At 66.4% G+C, this 17,524-nt stretch carries 20 protein-coding genes and 1 tRNA gene; 14 read left to right on the top strand and 7 right to left on the bottom strand.

Annotated elements, in window-relative coordinates:
• The 9 genes from AC1DP3_RS04940 to AC1DP3_RS04900 all read left to right on the top strand — a co-directional run.
• On the top strand, positions 1–573 hold a 573-nt coding region (locus AC1DP3_RS04940), incomplete at its 5' end, for a hypothetical protein (RefSeq protein WP_477291837.1).
• 186 nt (positions 574–759) lie between these two features.
• Positions 760–835: transfer RNA gene (locus tag AC1DP3_RS04935), tRNA-Ala, on the top strand.
• A gap of 541 nt (positions 836–1,376) precedes the next feature.
• Entirely contained in the window at positions 1,377–2,498 is a 1,122-nt protein-coding gene (locus AC1DP3_RS04930; RefSeq protein ID WP_477291835.1) for an ABC transporter substrate-binding protein, read from the top strand.
• The gene (locus AC1DP3_RS04925) at positions 2,495–3,292 is read left to right on the top strand and encodes an ABC transporter ATP-binding protein (RefSeq protein WP_477291833.1); all 798 of its coding nucleotides are present in this window, start codon (positions 2,495–2,497) and stop codon (positions 3,290–3,292) included. The genes AC1DP3_RS04930 and AC1DP3_RS04925 overlap by 4 nt, the downstream gene beginning before the upstream one ends.
• Positions 3,293–3,312: 20 nt before the next feature.
• Entirely contained in the window at positions 3,313–4,170 is an 858-nt protein-coding gene (locus AC1DP3_RS04920; RefSeq protein ID WP_477291831.1) for an ABC transporter permease, read from the top strand.
• A 26-nt stretch (positions 4,171–4,196) separates the two neighbouring features.
• Positions 4,197–5,531, top strand: a complete 1,335-nt coding sequence (locus AC1DP3_RS04915) for an NtaA/DmoA family FMN-dependent monooxygenase (protein ID WP_477291829.1) — start codon at positions 4,197–4,199, stop codon at positions 5,529–5,531.
• Positions 5,532–5,533: 2 nt separating this feature from the next.
• The gene (locus AC1DP3_RS04910) at positions 5,534–7,018 is read left to right on the top strand and encodes an MFS transporter (RefSeq protein ID WP_477291827.1); all 1,485 of its coding nucleotides are present in this window, start codon (positions 5,534–5,536) and stop codon (positions 7,016–7,018) included.
• 52 nt (positions 7,019–7,070) lie between these two features.
• Positions 7,071–7,883, top strand: a complete 813-nt coding sequence (locus AC1DP3_RS04905) for a GntR family transcriptional regulator (protein WP_477291825.1) — start codon at positions 7,071–7,073, stop codon at positions 7,881–7,883.
• Positions 7,884–8,079: 196 nt separating this feature from the next.
• The gene (locus AC1DP3_RS04900; RefSeq protein ID WP_477291823.1) at positions 8,080–8,595 is read left to right on the top strand and encodes a flavin reductase family protein; all 516 of its coding nucleotides are present in this window, start codon (positions 8,080–8,082) and stop codon (positions 8,593–8,595) included.
• Positions 8,596–8,740: 145 nt separating this feature from the next.
• Here AC1DP3_RS04900 and AC1DP3_RS04895 read toward each other — a convergent pair whose 3' ends face one another.
• Positions 8,741–9,235, bottom strand: coding sequence for a hypothetical protein (locus AC1DP3_RS04895; protein ID WP_477291821.1), 495 nt, complete (start codon positions 9,233–9,235; stop codon positions 8,741–8,743).
• Between the two features lie 164 nt (positions 9,236–9,399).
• Positions 9,400–9,876, bottom strand: a complete 477-nt coding sequence (locus tag AC1DP3_RS04890; RefSeq protein WP_477291819.1) for a DNA alkylation repair protein — start codon at positions 9,874–9,876, stop codon at positions 9,400–9,402.
• Between the two features lie 81 nt (positions 9,877–9,957).
• On the opposite strand from AC1DP3_RS04890, the gene AC1DP3_RS04885 reads away from it, so the two are divergent.
• The gene (locus AC1DP3_RS04885; RefSeq protein ID WP_477291817.1) at positions 9,958–10,998 is read left to right on the top strand and encodes an amidase domain-containing protein; all 1,041 of its coding nucleotides are present in this window, start codon (positions 9,958–9,960) and stop codon (positions 10,996–10,998) included.
• Positions 10,999–11,070: 72 nt separating this feature from the next.
• Here AC1DP3_RS04885 and AC1DP3_RS04880 read toward each other — a convergent pair whose 3' ends face one another.
• Positions 11,071–11,286 carry a hypothetical protein gene (locus AC1DP3_RS04880; RefSeq protein ID WP_477291815.1) on the bottom strand — a complete coding sequence of 72 codons (216 nt, stop codon included), beginning with the start codon at positions 11,284–11,286 and terminating at the stop codon, positions 11,071–11,073.
• 137 nt (positions 11,287–11,423) lie between these two features.
• Here AC1DP3_RS04880 and AC1DP3_RS04875 point away from each other — a divergent pair, with 137 nt between their 5' ends.
• Positions 11,424–12,131 carry a ZIP family metal transporter gene (locus AC1DP3_RS04875; RefSeq protein WP_477291813.1) on the top strand — a complete coding sequence of 236 codons (708 nt, stop codon included), beginning with the start codon at positions 11,424–11,426 and terminating at the stop codon, positions 12,129–12,131.
• A gap of 243 nt (positions 12,132–12,374) precedes the next feature.
• Positions 12,375–12,758: an SHOCT domain-containing protein gene (locus AC1DP3_RS04870; RefSeq protein WP_477291811.1), complete on the top strand. Its 384-nt coding sequence runs from the start codon at positions 12,375–12,377 to the stop codon at positions 12,756–12,758.
• A gap of 126 nt (positions 12,759–12,884) precedes the next feature.
• Here the strand turns inward: AC1DP3_RS04870 and AC1DP3_RS04865 are convergent, their stop codons facing one another.
• The 4 genes from AC1DP3_RS04865 to AC1DP3_RS04850 all read right to left on the bottom strand — a co-directional run bounded on the left by AC1DP3_RS04865 (position 12,885) and on the right by AC1DP3_RS04850 (position 16,138).
• The gene (locus AC1DP3_RS04865) at positions 12,885–13,154 is read right to left on the bottom strand and encodes a hypothetical protein (RefSeq protein WP_477291809.1); all 270 of its coding nucleotides are present in this window, start codon (positions 13,152–13,154) and stop codon (positions 12,885–12,887) included.
• Positions 13,155–13,240: 86 nt separating this feature from the next.
• Positions 13,241–14,125, bottom strand: coding sequence for an LLM class flavin-dependent oxidoreductase (locus AC1DP3_RS04860; protein ID WP_477291807.1), 885 nt, complete (start codon positions 14,123–14,125; stop codon positions 13,241–13,243).
• Positions 14,126–14,222: 97 nt separating this feature from the next.
• A complete protein-coding gene (locus tag AC1DP3_RS04855) occupies positions 14,223–15,191 on the bottom strand; it encodes an LLM class F420-dependent oxidoreductase (RefSeq protein WP_477291805.1) in 969 nt (322 codons plus the stop codon).
• 50 nt (positions 15,192–15,241) lie between these two features.
• On the bottom strand, positions 15,242–16,138 hold the full coding sequence (locus AC1DP3_RS04850) for a Rieske (2Fe-2S) protein (RefSeq protein ID WP_477291803.1): 897 nt from the start codon (positions 16,136–16,138) through the stop codon (positions 15,242–15,244).
• A 165-nt stretch (positions 16,139–16,303) separates the two neighbouring features.
• On the opposite strand from AC1DP3_RS04850, the gene AC1DP3_RS04845 reads away from it, so the two are divergent.
• Both AC1DP3_RS04845 and AC1DP3_RS04840 read left to right on the top strand, forming a co-directional pair.
• Positions 16,304–16,552, top strand: coding sequence for a DUF7455 domain-containing protein (locus AC1DP3_RS04845; RefSeq protein ID WP_477291801.1), 249 nt, complete (start codon positions 16,304–16,306; stop codon positions 16,550–16,552).
• A gap of 102 nt (positions 16,553–16,654) precedes the next feature.
• Positions 16,655–17,512 (top strand): aldo/keto reductase, encoded by an 858-nt coding sequence (locus AC1DP3_RS04840; RefSeq protein ID WP_477291799.1) that lies wholly within the window; start codon positions 16,655–16,657, stop codon positions 17,510–17,512.
• The last annotated feature ends 12 nt before the right edge of the window (positions 17,513–17,524 follow it).

Here is a 17,524-nt window from a genome sequence, read left to right as displayed (position 1 = left end):
CGTTGGCAGGAGCTGGTCACCGAACAGCAACCGCTACTTGAGACGTACGGTGCGATGACGACCGCGGCTGATCAACATCCGCGATCCCGTTTCCTCCTGCTGCTTCAGGCGCTTGAGGGCTCTTACGGATTCGAAAACCGAGCTAAGCACGCGACCGACGGCGCCAAGTACGCCGACAAGCGCGAAGGCATCATGACCCGCGTGAAGGCGCTACTCGGGAAGCAGGACGTTGCGTTCATCGAGAAAAACATGCGAAAGGAGGCCCAGCAGGGGCTGGACGCTGCGTTGGCGTCCCTCCTGAAGAGGATGCCCTCATCCGTGTCCGACGAGCTCAGCGCGAGCGAGCTTGTGAAGGCCGTCCGCGCTTCCCACATCGGTCGTGGAGCGCTCCCCGTCCACAGCGCACTGACGAGGGCCCGCAACACGCTCTCACACGGCTCTGGATCATTTAGCCCAGAGGTGCTGAGCGATACCGCCGACATTCTCGAGCGCGTTGTGCGTTCCGAGGCGATCCGGCTTCTCGGAGCGCCCGCCGCCGCTCAGGAACGGGCGCTGAAACCTCGCGATCGATAATCAGCGAGTCCGGACGCGCGCCTGCACTCGAGTTGTAGGCATAAAGTCGACGCTTCAGATACCTCGAGATCACTCCAGGAGCACCCAGAAGCCTCGATGGCTGGTCGCGTATGCTGGCAGTTACCACCACCGGAGTGAAGCCCAAGGGCCGAATTCCGGGGGTTTTGGGCATCCGCGAGACCATCCGGGCCTGTGGCGCAGCTGGTAGCGCACCTGCATGGCATGCAGGGGGTCAGGGGTTCGAGTCCCCTCAGGTCCACCAAAAATCCCCGCAGCCGCGGTCTCCCCGGCTCCGAATCGATGCACGTGGGCACCCATCGCGCGCCGCAATCATTGAGCGGTGCGAGGCCTGCTGATCGCGTCGCCTACGCCGCGACCACGTCGCCGCACAAGCGTCGGTCCCTCGTGGCATCCGTTCCGCAGAGCGCACAGCGATCGATGGACGGCGGCGTCGCCACCTCCTGTTGTCCTGACCAGAGAGGCCTGGAAGCCCAGGGGTTCCCGCGCGCTTCCGGACGTGGATCTGATCGAGTCATGAAAACCGATAGGGGCGCCCATCCCGTGAGACGAACCCACGTTGTCCCCGGCGTAACCATCTCCGATCCGTCATCAGCAACGGCGTAACGCAACGCGATCAAGCTCGGACCCCGCGAAATCCGGGGGTATGGATCGCCTCATCACGGCGTAACCCGCGGTGACAACCCGCGCAACACCCTGGAGCGGCTCCGCCTATAGCTTTCCTCTCACATCGACCCGGCCACCCGAGCCCAGGGCGATCCCACACGAGGAACGAGGCAGGAATGGTGAGTCTGACGAGAGGCTTGAGGGCTGGAACAGCGGTCGCCGCCGTGGTCGGCATGACGGCCGCATTGGCCGGCTGCGCATCATCCGGCCCCGGTGACTCCGCCGGAGCGGCATCCCTCGATTGCGCCGAGATGACGCCCGCCCATCTGGTGATCGGCACCGCCGACCTCGATGTCTCGTACATTCCGTACGGCATCCTCGCCGACGAGCTGGGCTACTTCGCCGACGAGTGCATCGACATGACGATCGATGCCGCCGCCGACGGGCTGCTGCAGTCGCTGACAACCGGCCAGGTGGACTTCATCATGTCCTCGCCGTCTGAACCGCTCTTCAGCGGCAACGGTGCCTCCATCGAAACCAAGATGATCTACAACCTCATCCCAGATCTGAATATCAGCCTCGCGGTTTCCGAGGACTCGCCGTCGACATCCGTCGAGGACCTGGCCGGCGGCGTCATCGGAACGTGGGGGGTCGGCCCCTACGCAGACGCCTATGTCACTCGGTCGCTCGAACCCTACGGGCTGTCGAAGGACGATGTGACGATCATCGAGACCGGCTACGGGACGACTCCTATGCAGGCCCTGGAGTCGGGCGAAGTGGACGCCGTCCTCTATTGGCCGGGGCTGTACACCTCGTGGGAGCTCGCGGGCTACGACATTCGCGTCCTCGAGGGCACCGAGTGGTCGGGCACCATGGACGGGATCGGCATCATGACGACGGATGCGATCGTCGCCGACGACCCCGCGCTCGTGGAGGGTGTCTCCCGAGCGCTGGCCAAGTCCGCTGTGTACCTGAAGAGGTACCCGGAGAGCGCGGTTCGCATCTTCTGGAGTGCCTATCCAGAGCGCGCGCCGCTGCCCGGTGAGGACGAGAGCGCCGCACTCAGCGACGACCTCGCCATCCTGCAGACCACCCTCGACACGATGGGCATCACCGATCGACCGGAGGGCACGCTGTGGGGCGACCAGACAGCCGAACGGTGGCAGAACCAGATCGACTACTTTGTCGAAACCGGAATGATCACGCCGACGGGTGAGGTGCTGCCGGAGGAGTTCTTCACTGCGGATCACATCGCCGCCGCCAACGAATTCGACCACGACGCGATCGTGGAGGAGAAGTGACCCTCGTCGCGCCGCGCATCACGGAGACCTTCGAGGGATCGATCGCCCTCCGCGACGTCTCGATGGAGTTCCGGACCCGGGATCGCACGTCCATCCGCGCAGTGGATACGACGACACTGACGATCCCGAGCGGGCAGTTCATCTCGCTCCTGGGTCCCTCCGGCTGCGGCAAGTCGACCATCCTCCGGATGATCGCGGGGCTGATGTCCCCGACATCCGGCTCGGTGCAGATCGGGGGCGAGGAGGTGAGCGGTCCCAGCAGCAAGGTCGGCATCGCCTTCCAAACCCCCTCGCTGCTCGAGTGGTACACCGTCGCCGAGAACATCGGGCTTCCCGCTCGGATGGGAAAGCGGCCGGCGGACAGGGCCGTGGTCGAGCGTCGGGTCGAAGAACTGCTGACAATGGTGAAGCTGACGGCGCTCGGAGGAAAGTATCCGAGCGAACTGTCCGGTGGGATGCGGCAGCGGGTGGCGATCGCGAGATCACTGGTCACCGATCCAGCAGTCATCCTGATGGACGAGCCCTTCGGCGCGTTGGATGCGATCACCCGCGAGCATATGCACGACGAACTCCTGTCGATCTGGCGGGAATCCGGCGCTACCGTCCTGTTCATCACGCACGACATCGCAGAGGCGGTGTACCTGTCCGATCGGATCGTCGTGATGTCGCCGCGACCCGGACGGATCGTGGCCGACGTGGCCAACGAGCTCCCACGACCGCGCGGCTCAGCCACCCGGTCGCTCCCCGAGTTCACGCGCCTTGCCGGCGAGCTGCGCGTGCACATCAATCACTGACGTCCGAAAAGGAACCCGTCATGACTCAGCTTCTCGCGCCCCCTGCAGAGGTCGGCCCAGCGCCCAGCATCCTTTCCCGCTCGACGAAGTCGGTCGCCCGCACGTCCGAGCGGGCGCTGCGCCGCATCGGAATCGTCCTCGCCTACGTGCTCGTGGCACTTCTGCTGTGGCAGGTCTTCATCCTTGCGCTCGATGTCGATCCGCTCCTCGTCCCCGGGCCGCTGCCGGTCCTGCAGGCGCTCGGGATGCAGCTGGCATCGCCGGTCATCTGGGAGGCGGCATGGGTGACCTTCCAGGAGGCCATCTTCGGATTCGGGATCGGCGCTGCGGTCGGCATCGCGATCGCCATCGCACTGTCTGAGAGCCGGCTGCTGTACCGCTTGCTCAATCCCTACATCGTGGCCTTCCAGGCCATCCCGAAGGTGGCCCTCACCCCGCTGTTCATCGTGTGGTTCGGGTTCGGCATCTGGTCGAAGGTCGTCCTGATCGCGACATTCACCTTCTTTCCGATCATGGTGAACATGTACCAGGGTCTGCGCAGCACCTCACCTGAAGAGGAGGAGCTGATGAGGGTCTCACATGCGACGCGGTGGCAGCGCTTCCGTCACCTCCGGATGTACCGCTCGCTGCCCTACCTGTTCGCAGCGTTCGAGGCGAGTTTCGTGCTGTGCCTGACCGGTGCGGTGCTGGCCGAGCTTCTCGGCTCGGGAACGAGCGTCGGTCTCGGAACCCTCGTGCAGATGTACACCTCTACCTACAACATGGCCGGGCTATTCGGCATCATCACTCTGCTCTCGCTCTTCGGCGTGATCTTCGACCTCATCGTGAAGGGCACCGCTCGCGTCGTCCTCCGGTGGAACCGCACGTCCGACCGCTGATCCATCCCAGAAACGGAATACCTCTCGTGGCTTCAACTCAGCAGCACATCCGCCTGATCTGCGACCTGTCCCTCATCCACTCGAATGCGAAATGGCGCTTCCCGGGCTCGTGGCAGAACTATGCGAAGTACGGCGATCCGGCGCTCTACCTGGACATCGCGCGCATACTCGAGCGGGGTAAGTTCGACGGCGCATTCTTTGCGGACGTCGCCGGCACGCCGATGGTGAACGGTTCCATGAAGGACACGGTCGAGCTCGGCGTCGCTTGGCCGCGTCACGACCCGATCCCGATGGTGTCGGCGATGTCAGTCGTCACCGAACGTCTGGGTTTCGTCACCACGATGTCGATGACCTACAACCACCCGTTCCACGCGGCGCGGATGATGGCGAGCCTCGACCACGTGACTCGCGGCCGTGTCGCCTTCAACGCAGTGGTCAGCGGATTCCCACAAGAGGGCCAGAACTACGGCTACGACCAGATCCCCGACCACGAGTGGCGCTACGATCGGGCGGACGAGTTCCAGCAGGTGCTCACCAAGCTCTTCAATTCCGTCGAACCTGACGCGATGCTGTGGGATCAGCAGACCGGGATCGTCGCAGATGCATCGAAAGTGCACCGCATCGATCACGAAGGCGAGCACTTCACGGTGATGGGTCCGCTGCCGGTCGCGCCGTCGCCGCAGGGTCGGCCGATGCAGGTGATGGCAGGCCAGTCGGATTCCGGCATGCGCCTGGCCGCCACGTACGCGGACCTGCAGTTCGCGGGCGCGAACGGCCACGCGGGCAAGGGCAAGCATCGGGCGCGACTGGACGAGATGTGCCGATCGGTCGGACGGGACCCCCGTGATGTCGGCATCGTCTGGGCAGGCTCGTTCGACGTGGTGTCGGGACCCGCGGAGGAGGATGAGATCCGGAGAAAGCTCCGCGAGCAGTACTCCGACCGCCTGCTTCACGTCTTCCTCAGCCAGTGGTGGGGTTTGGACGGGTACGAGATCGAACCCGATGCCTACGTCCACGAAGTCATCGCCGAGGTGCGTACTGCGGGCATAGCGCCCAACTGGGGTTATCTCGATATGGCGATGGCCAACACAACTCCCACCACCACCATCCGCGAGTACGCACGCGAGTGGCTCGTCTATGGAGCCGAGTACATCGGCACCCCGGATCAGATCGCCGACTACATGGAAGAGGCCTTCCACGCCAGCGGCGCCAACGGCGGGTTCATGATCGCGCCGCGTTCGGGCGTGCCCGCGGGAATCGAGAGATTCGTGGATGAGGTCATCCCCGTCCTGCAACGGCGCGGCCTCTTCCGCACCGAGTATGCCGGCCGCACCCTGCGCGAGAACTTCAGAGGCCAGTGAGCGTGCGCCTCGACCGAGGCGACCAGAACCACGGGATGAGCGGCACCGCCGCGGGTCCGCGCCGTCGTCGGCGCGGACCCGCGTTCGCGGCCCTGTTCATCGCGCTCTTCTTCGCCGTCGCCTCAAACACCATGGTCCTCACCGGGCTTCCGCAGATCATCGGCGACCTCAACGGCTCTGCCCTCCAGTACACCTGGATCGTCACGACATCGCTGCTCGTGCTCGCCGTGACGACACCCGTGTGGGGGCGATTGTCGGAGCGCATCTCGGGGACGCGGCTGCTCATGCTGTCGCTCGGTCTGTACTTCATCGGCTCGATCGGCGCCGGTTCCGCGTCCGAACCGTGGACGATCGTCGCGTGCCGTGTGGTGATCGGCGCCGGAGCAGGCGGCATCGTGACGCTGGTGCAGCTGATCGTGACCGGGATGACGACTCCGAGAGAGCGGCCGGCATATTTCGGAGCACTGGGGTCAGTCACGTCGGTCGCGGCGATTCTCGCCCCCGCCCTCGGCGGCATCATCGTCGATCTGGGTGGTTGGCGGTGGGTCTTCTATTCCACCGCCCCGGTTGCGCTGGTCGCCCTCATCATGGTGTGGCGGTTCGCGCCAGTCGTGATTCCTGAGTTCGCGAATCGGGGACGATTCGATGTCGCGGGCACGCTGACCATCGCTGCAACGGTGACGGCGGCGATGGTCGGCCTGTCGCTGCTTCAATCGGCTCCGATGCTGGCCCTCATCGCAGGCGTGCTCTCGCTGGTCCTCCTCGGCATCGCCGTGTATGTCGAGCACCGCGCCGCAAACCCGCTGGTGCCGGGAGCGCTGCTGCGTAGTCGGGACCTCACCCTCATCCTCATCGCCTCCGGCGTGGGGGGAGTAGCAGCATTCGGAACCTCGGTCTATCTCGCCATGTACTTCCAGACGGTGCGGGATGCGACGGCGGGCGAATCCGGGCTGCTGCTGATCCCGCTGTCCGCAGCGACACTCCTCGCTTCGCTGCTCGCGGGCTACATCGTCACACGCACCCGAAGAGACAAGGCAGTGCTGACGGTGGGGATGCTGAGCATCGTCGTCGGCTACGGCATGCTCGCGTTCCTCGACCTCGAGTCGTCGATGGTCTACGTGGTGGCCGCCGGCGCGGCCGTGTGCCTCGGCGTCGGTGCCGTCGGCCAGCAGGTGATCGCAACCGGTCAGCGATTCCTCCGTCATGATCAGATGGCCGTCGGTTCCGCCTTGATCCTCTTCCTCCGCAGCCTCGCCACCGTGATTTGCCTATCGGGATTCGGCGCTCTCCTCGCCTTCGCGGCATCCGCCGTCCCTGATTCGGAGGCGGTACTGGTCGGCATCCGCTTCGTCTTCGTCGCGTGCCTGGTCGGAGGCGCGGTGGGCTTTCTGGCGGTGCTGGCGCTGCCCTCGCGGCGCCTCGACGCAGACACCGGCGCCGGAAACGTCCTGATCACACCGCGTGACCAGACCGAAACGGCAGTGTGATTTCCTAATACCGAGCGATAGCTCGGATTCCTACCATGAGAGCGGGCAGCACATGGCGGCAGTGGACGAGGAGGCGGTCGCGGGATTGCTCAGCGAGCGGCTGCGCAATGGTCACGCCCTGCAGCAGTCCCCACGACGGGTCTATGCACTCCTCCGCTCGGCCATCCGGACGGGCGAGCTTCCCGCGGACACCCGGCTCGGTGAGGCGGAGCTGGTCATCGAGTTGAAGACGAGCCGCAACGCTGTCCGCCTTGCGCTGCAGCAGCTGGATGCCGATGGCCTCGTCGATCGTCGTCCTGGGGTGGGCACAGTCGTGGTGTCGCAGATCCATTCGTTCCCGGTCTTCGAATGCGTCTCTCCGTCGATCGGTGTCAGCGGCGCGCTGCTCCTGCTCGAGAACCAGCGTGTTCCGCCGACGCCCTACCTCTCTTCGCGCATCGGAGGCGGAACCGAGCCGCTGCACATGTCGGAGTTCCTCGTGAGGGTGGGCGGGCAGACCGTGGGGGTGTTCTCGCGCTACGGGCACGAACGTGCAGAGGCGCTGGAGCAGGATCGTCCGTTTCTGGAGCCCGGAGACCTGAGCTGGTACCGCCGTATTCACGGGTCCGCGCCCGGTGACATCCGCGTGGTTGTCGAAGCGACCGGCGCGGACGCCCGCACCGCACGGCTGCTCGGGATCGACGAAGGCTCGCCGCTGCTCGTGCGTGAGACTCTCTACTTCGATCAGGAGCACGACCCCGTCGAGCTGCACTCCACCTATCTCGACAGCCGGCGGGCATCGTTGCAAGCCGTTGTCACCGACGGCGAGCTGCAGCACGACGCGGTGACCTTGCTGCCCGCGCCGTTTCCCCTCGCACCGCGTTGAGGGGGGAGCACTCGGACACGGCGTATCCTGCGTCGCTCCGCCGATAAATCCCTGTTCATCCGCGGAATGCGATTGCGGGCGCGGTAACAGGTGATCGGCGCAATCGAGCGGAAACCGCCTTCTTACGATGGGGAAATCGTGGCCCGATTGACTGCAGAAGCGTCACCGCCCCTCGGTGACCCGGAGGAGGCAACTCGTGCGAACCATCACATTCGGCAACCGGCACGACATCGAGACGGCGTTCTCGGACTTCCCGTCTGGAGTGGCGGCCCTGACCGCGATGGTGGACGGCGTGCCGGCGGGGCTGGTGTCCACGTCGTTCACCGTGGGCATCTCGTTCGAGCCGCCGCAGGTTCTCTTCTCCGTTCAGAAGACTTCACGCACGTGGCCCGTTCTGCGTCGCGCCGAGCGCATCGGAGTCTCGGTGCTCGCGCGCGGGCATGAGGATGCGTGTCTGCAGTTGGCATCCCGGTCGCGGGACCGGTTCGCCGGACTCGAAGTGAGCGAGGGTGAAGGCGGCGCGTTGTTCGTCGGCGGCTCGTCGCTGCGGCTCGAATGCCGAATACACGCCGAGCACGACAGCGGCGATCACATCCTGGTCGTCCTCGATGTCGAGCGGCTGGATGCGACCGCCGATGCGGAGCCGCTCGTCTATCACCGGCGCGGCTTCCGCGAGCTTCTCACGGCGGCGCCGCAGCGCGACATCGCCTGACCGTGGTGCGGAAATTCGTGACGAGGCATCTACGAGCGCATCCAGCTCGCGGTCGGTCACGCGGTCACGGGGTCAGATGGCTCCCGTTGGCAGCCGGGGTCCTGCCAATGAGCCTCCGGGGCTTGGATACCGGCCGGTGTCCGCCTCAGCGACGACCGATCGAGCGCGCGACCGCGCCGAGCAGCACCGCGGCACCCGCCGCTGCGGCGATCACGACGCCGGGGCGCTCGCGGTAGGTCTCCTTCAACTTGTCAGTCCATTCCCCCGCGACGGTCCTGGTGTTGGCGACAATGCTGTCGAAATCGACCTCGTCGGCGGCAACTTTGATACTCGCGGTTGCGGCCTTGGCGGCATCGACCGCGGCAGCCGCCGCTTTACCGGCAGCGGCCTTCGCCTCGAATGCAGCGCTCCTGGCTCCATCGAAGACCTCGGTGACCTTCTCGTTCACCTTGTCGGCGCTGTCGCTCGCGGTTCCCGCGGCATCGCGCGTTCCGGCTTCCGCGCCGGCCGAGACCTCGTCAGCGGTGTGCTCCGTCGTGGCGCCGAAGGATTCTGCCCCGGCGGGAGCCGACGTGGGAACGGGATCGGCGGCATCTGTCGCCGCCTGCGTGGCTTCGGAGTTTCCCCGGATATCGGTCATTCTCGTCTCCTTTGTCGTGCGGTCGCGCCATCGTATGCAGGAGAGCCGTGAGCAAGCATGAAATCGGTGTGGGGTTGCCAGCGTCACCCACGAGTGGTAGATCCCTCGGTCTGCCACGCCCGTGCCGAGCGTTGCGAGAGGCGATTGGTCACGCCCTCGCACCCTCACAGCAGGGCGCCGGCTGCGCGCAGGCCCTCAGCATCCGCTGCGGCCCAGCGGGTCACGATGCGTCGAGCGCGATCGGCTTCCGTGCCCGTCAGACCGGCGAGCAGCGGTCGCACCACGTCGAGGGCGAGCGGCTCGATGAGACCGGGCGCGCGAGCGTCCCGGAGGAGCCCCTCGATGCGGGTGAGGTCCTTGCCGGTGAGCACGCCGACCTGCCCCTGCAGCAGCACAATCGCAGCAAACCGACGCTCGAAGACCGGCTCCGCCCACAGTTCGGATGCGAGGGCGGTGATGTCGTCGTGTTGGAGGTCGCGATGGCGCCGAAGCGCGTCGCGGACGGTGCCGCGGATCGCTCCGACCGACGTGCCGTACACACGCAGGCCGCCCATCGACGCATCGCCATCCGCCCAGGTGCGCCACTCTGACGCTTCGGCCCGCAGTGTGCGGTCGATGAAGGCGGCGGCCGGGGACTCCACCCCTCTATCCTCACCCGCTTGTTTGCGGACCGGCCGAGTGCGGTCACCGGCTGCACCGCACCGGCGGGGTATTCTCGCGCGGTGACACTCTCGGCACGAGATCTGGCCGCGCGCCGACGCATGTTCCGACGTCGTCGCGCGGGGGTGCTGCTCGTCCTTCTTCTGATCGTGATCACTGCGACCGTCGTCGTCCCCCGCGTGACTGCCGCCGCAGCCGCCGCCGGCCAGCGCGACACCATCGTCCTCCTCGCCGGCGTCGCCGACGACGCGCTCGCCGTATCGTCGGACCTCGTGTCATCCGACGCCTCCGCCGCGCTCGCCTCCGCGCGCGACGCGGTCCTCACGGCAAACCCGAGCGACGACGACGCGGCGACCGCCGCCCATGCGATGGCCGCCGCGGTCGCGGCGTTCCAGAAGGCGGCGGTCTCCGGCGCTCAGAAGGTACTCGGGAGTTGGTCGGACGCCGAGAAGAGCACTGAGGACGCGTTGTTCGCGCAGATCCAGGAATTGCGGAAGGCGACGCCCAAGAAATTCGCCGCCGCCCTGGCTGCGGCTTCGACCGCAGCGAACGCTGTTCGCGCGAACGCTCAGGAGTATCGCGACGGGATCATCGCCGCCGCGGGGGAGTCCAGCTCACAACCCACGGCCGGCTCGGTCGATGCGCAGCTCGACTATCTTCTCGCGCACGCCGCCGACTACAACACGGCGGAGTGGGGCGACTACAACCCGGCGGGCGGTGATTGCGTCAACTTCGCCAGTCAAGGCCTGCTGGCCCGAGGTTGGGTGATGGACGATTCCTGGCGCTCCGACGGGCCATGGGGTGCGTCCAAGGCATGGCGCGCCACCCCGGACATCGACGCATACCTGGCCTCCCAGAACTTCACATACTCGACCGCCGACAACCTCGACCGGGTGCGGCTGGGAGACATCGGCGTCTTCAACTGGGGTGATACGGGTCCCGGGCTGGATCACACCATGACGGTCTCGAGGGTCGAGTACTCACCCGATGGACCTGTGATCTCGTTCGTCAGCCACAACACGGACGGGCAGTACCGTCCCATGCCGGCGACGCTGACCGCCAAGGGATCCGGGTCGACAGTCCGTATCTACTCAATACCCTGAACGACGATGAGCGGCGGCTGGGAACCGAGGTTCCGAGCCGCCGCTCTGCTGTGCGATTGCGTCAGACGTTCGTCAGGGGCAGAGGCTCTCGGCGGTCGCGTTCTTGCCCTGGCCGCCCAGCGCCTTGACCACTTGGCCGACGTTCGTGAATCCGGCGTAGCCCTCGGTGTTGATGAGCTTGTGAATCCCACCGAAGCAGGCGGCGTCGGCGGGCGCGGCGTTGGCCGCGCCCGAGAAGCCGAAGACGGACAGAGCGGTGATCGCTCCGATAGCGAGAATGCGCTTCATTGGACTTTCCCTTCATGTGCGGGTGCGGGTTGACCCGGCAGAAGGGTCTTCCCCTGGCGGTGCGGATTTGGATGCACTTCGCGCAAACAAAGTTCTGTCCGGGCATCTCCGCCGCGGACGCACGCTATCTTCGTGGGATGCTGTCGGCTCTTCTGTGGGGCGCGGTCGCCGCCTCTTCCCTCGTCATCGGCGCGGTGCTGGGCGTCATTCGGCAATGGGACAGCCGCCTGATCGGCGCCGTTCTGGGGTTCGGCGCAGGGGCGCTGATCTCGAGCGTCTCGTTCGAGCTCGTCGAAGAGGGGCTGGCAGCGTCGGGAGGCATACCGGTAGCGATAGGGCTGGCTGCCGGTGCCGTCTGCTTCTACCTCGGCGATCGCGGCGTGGAGCGGATCGGCGGCCGCTCCGGCAAGAGCGCTGCCGGGATGCCGCTGCTGCTGGGCGCACTCCTGGACGGGGTTCCGGAACAGGCGGTCCTGGGCATCGGCCTTGCTGCCGGCGACGGGGTGAGCATCGCTCTCCTCGTCGCCATCTTCGTCTCGAACCTCCCAGAGGCAATCGGCTCTGCCACCGACATGAGGTCCGCGGGAGCCAAATCCCGGACGATCATCCTGGGCTGGACGACCGTGGCGATCGTGTGTGCACTGGCCACGGTCGGGGGGTACGCGATCTCCGCCCTCGTGGGCGATCAGTTCACGGGCGCGATCGACGGCTTCGCGGCCGGCGCGCTGCTGGTCATGCTGGTCAGTGCCATGATCCCGGAAGCGAAGGAGAAGGCCGGCAATGCCGCGGGCCTCGTCGCCGTGCTCGGGTTCGCCGTTGCGGCCGGGTTGTCCGCTGCCGGCTAGACCCTCGTTCTCAGCGCCAGGGGGAGCGTGGAGTTCGCGTGCACGAGATCTCCCTCAGAGAGCGGATGGCGGACATGTGAGCGGCGGCAGCCCACGAGCCCGGGAAAGTCGTGCGAGCGTGGTCACGCCGATCACTTCCGGTCGCTGATAGCCTCCGAGAATCGCGCAGTGTTCCAGCGGTCGCGTGTAACGGGAGGCCAGCCCTCCGCCGCTGGTGGCAATCTCCGAACCAAGGGAATCAATATGTTCAACGACAATGGGTCGTTCCTCCTCGCACTGTTCGAGTTCTTCTTGTTCTTCGCCTGGTTCATGTGCCTGTTCTGGGTGTTCGGCGACATCTTCCGCAGCAAGGACCTCGGCGGAGGAGGAAAGACGATCTGGGTGATCTTCGTCATCCTGATCCCGTGGCTCGGCATCCTCGTCTATCTGCTCGCACGCGGCGGCGGGATGCAGGAGCGCCAGCTCGAGCAGATGAAGGCGATGCGGGCAGCCCAGGCGGATTACATCCAGTCCGTGGCCTCCGCACCATCGGCGACCGATCAGATCGCTTCAGCCAAGTCTCTGCTGGACTCGGGTGCCATCACGCAGGCGGAGTTCGATTCGCTGAAGTCCAAGGCACTCGCGTAACCATCCGATCGGGACCCCGGCGGTGCTCACCTGATCGGTGGGGATCGCCGGGAGCGATCGAAGCCCGCAAGGGTGGAATCAGACGAGGGCGCTGCTGAGCAGCGATGCCGACCCTCAGCTGTCGGTCTACCAGATGGTGCCGCCACCGAGCGAGATGCCGCCCCAGGTGAGCGCGATGAAGATCGCGGCGAACACCACGGGGGCGATGCCCTTGCCGCCCCGCGCCAGACCCTTCAGGAGGCCGATCACGGCAAGGACCGCGGCGATGACGGAGAGGACGCCGCCCAGTACCAGGCCGATGAACAGTGGAATGGGCATGAGCACGAGGCCCGCGAGCGCGAACCAGAACGAGGCCCACGCGGTCGGGTTGGAGCGGCGTTCTACAGAAGAGGACATGCGCCCATTATCTCGTGCCTGGAGGCGGCGCCCGGTCCAGTGACCCGCCCCTCAGATCCGCAAGCAGCCCTTCATCACTGGTCGCGCTATCGACCGCTCGACAGCATCCCCGCAATCTCATCGAGCACGGACTCGCGTCCCGCGTAGATGCCGGCTTCTCGCGGCCAGTGCGCGACCACGTCGGTGAAACCGAGCGAGGCGGCACGTCCGACGGTGTCCTCGTACTCCGCCGCGCTCGCGAGCGAGTAGTGGGATTCGGTGTCGACGGAGAGGATCCGCGCGACATGGTCCTCGCGCCCGAATGCTGCGTAGTCGTCGCCGAATCGTCGGGCGAGTGTCGCGATGCGTGACCACCACTGCTCCCGATCTTCTTCACTTCCGCCCGTGGTCACCCAGCCATCTCCGCGTGCGGCGGCATAGCGGATGGTCTTGGGCCCATTGGCGGCGATGATGAGCGGCATGCGCGGCGGGCGGGATGGCGCGCCGACCATCCGCGCACCCTTCGCGGTGTACCAATCGCCCGCGAACGAGATTCCGCTCGAACCCGGCGGCTCGAAGCGCAGGAGGACATCCAGCGCATCGACGAACTCCAGGAATCGGTCGTGCCGCTCCGCGGGAGTGAGCTCCTGCTGACCGAGGACGTATGCGTCGAAGCCTGTTCCGCCTGACCCGACACCGAGCAGAACGCGCCCGCCGGCGATGTCATCCAGCGTCGCCAGCTCCTTGGCGAACGGGACCGGATGGCGGAAGTTCGGACTCGCGACGAACAGTCCGAGCCCGATCCGGTCCGTCACGGTCGCCGCGGCCGTGAGCGTCGGGATGGTCGCGTGCCACAGCTGATCGGCGAGACTCCGCCAGGAGAGGTGATCGTACGACCACGCGTGATCGAACCCGTATTCCTCGGCCGTGCGCCATCGGCGGGCAGCTGCCGGCCAGTTCTCCTGTGGCAGGATCACGATTCCGTGTCTCATCCGGCTCACGCTACGCGGTGGTGACGCGCACCGCGCGGGGAGGCTGAGGTGGAGGCCGCAGGCGTCGCCACCTCGAGAGTCAGCTCCGGATGCCGGCTCAGAGTGATCGCAGCACTTCGAGGAGGGGCTCGGCCGCCTCCGACAGGAAGCGATCCTGGTTCTCGTCGCCGACCTGCACCACCGCGACATCGGTGAAACCCGCATCCACGTACTCCTTGACCGCCTCGGCGATCTTGTCGAGGTCTGGCCCGCACGGGATCGACTTCGCGACGTCCTCCGGACGGACGAACTGGCTCGCCGCCTCGAAGCCAGCCGGAGTCGGCAGGTCGGCATTCACGGCCCAGCCCCCGCCGAACCACCGGAACTGGTCATATGCACGTTCGAGCGCGGCATCCGGGTCGGGATCCCAGCAGATCGGAATCTGCCCGATCTTTCGCGAATCTCCGCCGTGCGCCGCATCCCAGTCGGCGAGGAGCTCTGCATCGGGCTGCACGGCGATCGCGTGATCGGCGAGCGGGGCGAAGCGCGAGACCGAGGACCCGCCCGATACGGCGACCGCGATGGGGACACCGTCCTCCGGCACATCCCACACCCGCGCCGAGTCGACGCGGAAGTACTCGCCATCCCACGTGGTCAGTTCACCGGTGTGCAGCTCGCGGATGATCTGGATGGCCTCTTCCAACATGTCCTGACGGACAGCCACGGACGGCCATCCCTCTCCGACGACGTGTTCGTTGAGGTTCTCGCCAGAACCCACGCCCAGCGTGAAGCGGCCCTCGGCCAGCAGGCGGAGAGTGGCCGACTTCTGCGCGATCACCGCCGGGTGATACCGCATCGTCGGGCAGGTCACGTAGGTCATCAGCTCGACGGAGGATGTCGCGTTGGCGACCGCGCCCAGCACGGTCCAGGCGTTCGGCGCGTGGCCCTGAGACGTGAGCCAGGGCGTGTAGTGGTCACTGGAGACCTCGAACTCGAAGCCCGCGCGCTCAGCAGCGGATGCGTACTCCACCAGTTCGCGGGGACCGCTCTGCTCGGTCATCAGGGTGTACCCGAATCGTGTGGGCATACTCGTCTCCTCGTTCAGTGCCCAGCGCGTCTGCGCTCGGCGGTCGACACTCACTCGGAAAGCGCGATTTCGACGCGGCCGTCCGTGATCCGGGTCCGGAAGCTGGGCTGAGGGCTTGTGGCCGGTCCATGCAGCACGGATCCGTCGGCAAGCGAGAATTCGCTTCCGTGCCACGGACACACCACGCATGCGCCGTCACGTTCGCGGACGACCCGTCCCTCGTGGAGCGGGCCGGACAGGTGCGAGCACCGGTCGGCGAGCGCACGGATCTCTGCTCCGTCCCGGTACACCAGCACGGGGACGGTTTCCACGACGCGTCGGGTCAGACCGTCGGGCAGGTCGTCGAGGTCGGCGACCGCGTGCCAGCCGTCCGGCAGAAGCCCGGGCACGTCCTCGACGTGGTTCGTGCCCAGTGCTTGGCGGTAGACGAGATGGCCGCCGAGGTACCCGCCGATGGAGGCGACGCCGATCCCGAGCAGTGAGAGCCCTCTTCCCGAAGCGGCATGGCCGCGTGAGCGCTGGATGAAGGATGCCGCGAAGCAGGCGACAGCCACGGTATTCGACGCCCAGTGGACGATCCCGACTCGAAGATGAGTGTCCTGACCTCTGGACCAGTCCGCGAGGCCCGCCGCTGCCGCCGGAACAGCGGCGAGCGTCCCGATCCCGACGAGGACCTGAGCGGACTTCTCGGTGCCGGGAAGGCGATCGAGCACCACGGCCGACAGCCAGGCTCCGAGGGGGACCTGAACCAGGAACGGATGCGCGGGATGCCCCAACGGCACACCGTGCAGCAGATCCCGGAACCTGCCGTCCGGCAGGATCCGGTTCACGAAGCCGCTCAGCGGTGTCGTCACTCGGTCCAGGGCGTCGGCAGATTCGATGTTCTTGAGCAGCCGCTCCACACCTGAGGTCGCACGATCCATCAATCGGTCCGGTCGCCATTCCATGCCAGCACGCTAGGCAGGGCGGCGGAGGTTCAGAAGGCGCTTGACATGCCGCTCGGGATGCGGAAGTGAGGACGCGGACAGTATCAGAACGGCCCCGATCGTCCTCATCAAGGGCAAAGGCAAGGACCGGCAGCGGTCACCGCACCGCAGAGAGCAGAGCGACTCATGGACGAATCACCGATCGACATCGTCGACCGCTACCCCCACACCGACGCTGATCTGAACCCGGAGTACTGTGACACCTGCGCCGGCACGGGCGCGTATGTCGAAGCATTCGTCTTCGCGGAGCTGCCTTCAGGGCTCTCCGTCGCGTACTGCGCCCACCACGGCACCAGATACCTCGAGCGGCTGCGTGAGATCGCTCTGGTCGTGGTCGACCACCGTCACATGGTGCTGTCGCGCCCGACCGCGTGATCGCTCCGCGATTCCGGACCCGTCGATCGGGCCGCTCTGTCGCGAGGAGGGGATCACGCACAGAATGGGCGTGCGCACCTGCGTCCACCGCGAAGGAGTCCCATGACGACGAGAGTCACCCTCTCCAATGGTCTTCGGATGCCCCAGATCGGCTTGGGCGTCTATCTGATGTCGGATGTGGCGGTGTGCGAGGCCAGCGTGAAGTCGGCCCTGATCGCCGGGTACCGGCTCATCGACACGGCGATCGCCTACCGGAACGAAAGCGCCGTCGGTCGCGGCATCCGCGCCTCAGGAGTCCCTCGCGAGGAGATCTTCCTCACCACCAAGCTGTGGCCCTCGCATTACGCGTACGAGAAGGCGCGGGTTGCGATCGCCGAGTCCCTGGAGCGCCTGGACTCCGGTCACATCGATCTGCTGCTCCTGCATCAGCCGGTGGGTGACATCGCCGGCGCCTGGAAGGCGCTCGAGGAGGCCGTTGACCAGGGGTCGGTCCGTTCCATCGGGGTCAGCAACTTCACCGTCGCCGACCTCGAAGGCCTGAATCGGACGGCCCGGATCAGTCCGGTCCTCGATCAGGTCGAGCTGCACCCGCACTGGCAGCAGCCCGAACTGCTCCCGCACCTCTCGTCTCACGGCATCGTCGCCGAGGCATGGTACCCACTCGGCCACGGATCGAAGTCTCTCCTCTCCGCGCCCGCCGTGCTCGCCGCGTCGACCGCCCACTCGAAGTCACCCGTGCAGATCATCCTGCGCTGGCACGTCCAGCGCGGCTTCGTCGCCATCCCCAAATCGACGAACCCCGACCACATCGCGGCGAATCTCGACGTCTTCGACTTCGCGCTCAGCGCCGATGAGATGTCCGCGATCGACGCGTTGGGCCGGGACCGGCCCATGTTCCGGATGCCGCGCTGGGCCATGGCCGCGGCCATGCCACTGGCACGCCCGCGTCCCCGGCCGTAGTCGGGGACGCGG

It is taken from the genome of Microbacterium sp. P5_B6, from assembly GCF_056400345.1.
Note: the sequence above shows the minus strand (reverse complement) of the source record. Positions and strands in the feature narration are given on the sequence as shown.

What these genes read in the sequence shown, in the direction of transcription:
- AC1DP3_RS04850 (WP_477291803.1), bottom strand. Translation starts at nt 16,138, where the DNA reads ATGGAATGGCGACCGGACCGATTGATGGATCGTGCGACCTCAGGTGTG.
- AC1DP3_RS04875 (WP_477291813.1), top strand. Translation starts at nt 11,424, where the DNA reads ATGCTGTCGGCTCTTCTGTGGGGCGCGGTCGCCGCCTCTTCCCTCGTC.
- AC1DP3_RS04870 (WP_477291811.1), top strand. Translation starts at nt 12,375, where the DNA reads ATGTTCAACGACAATGGGTCGTTCCTCCTCGCACTGTTCGAGTTCTTC.
- AC1DP3_RS04905 (WP_477291825.1), top strand. Translation starts at nt 7,071, where the DNA reads ATGGCGGCAGTGGACGAGGAGGCGGTCGCGGGATTGCTCAGCGAGCGG.
- AC1DP3_RS04920 (WP_477291831.1), top strand. Translation starts at nt 3,313, where the DNA reads ATGACTCAGCTTCTCGCGCCCCCTGCAGAGGTCGGCCCAGCGCCCAGC.
- AC1DP3_RS04855 (WP_477291805.1), bottom strand. Translation starts at nt 15,191, where the DNA reads ATGCCCACACGATTCGGGTACACCCTGATGACCGAGCAGAGCGGTCCC.
- AC1DP3_RS04880 (WP_477291815.1), bottom strand. Translation starts at nt 11,286, where the DNA reads ATGAAGCGCATTCTCGCTATCGGAGCGATCACCGCTCTGTCCGTCTTC.
- AC1DP3_RS04845 (WP_477291801.1), top strand. Translation starts at nt 16,304, where the DNA reads ATGGACGAATCACCGATCGACATCGTCGACCGCTACCCCCACACCGAC.
- AC1DP3_RS04840 (WP_477291799.1), top strand. Translation starts at nt 16,655, where the DNA reads ATGACGACGAGAGTCACCCTCTCCAATGGTCTTCGGATGCCCCAGATC.
- AC1DP3_RS04865 (WP_477291809.1), bottom strand. Translation starts at nt 13,154, where the DNA reads ATGTCCTCTTCTGTAGAACGCCGCTCCAACCCGACCGCGTGGGCCTCG.
- AC1DP3_RS04860 (WP_477291807.1), bottom strand. Translation starts at nt 14,125, where the DNA reads ATGAGACACGGAATCGTGATCCTGCCACAGGAGAACTGGCCGGCAGCT.
- AC1DP3_RS04895 (WP_477291821.1), bottom strand. Translation starts at nt 9,235, where the DNA reads ATGACCGATATCCGGGGAAACTCCGAAGCCACGCAGGCGGCGACAGAT.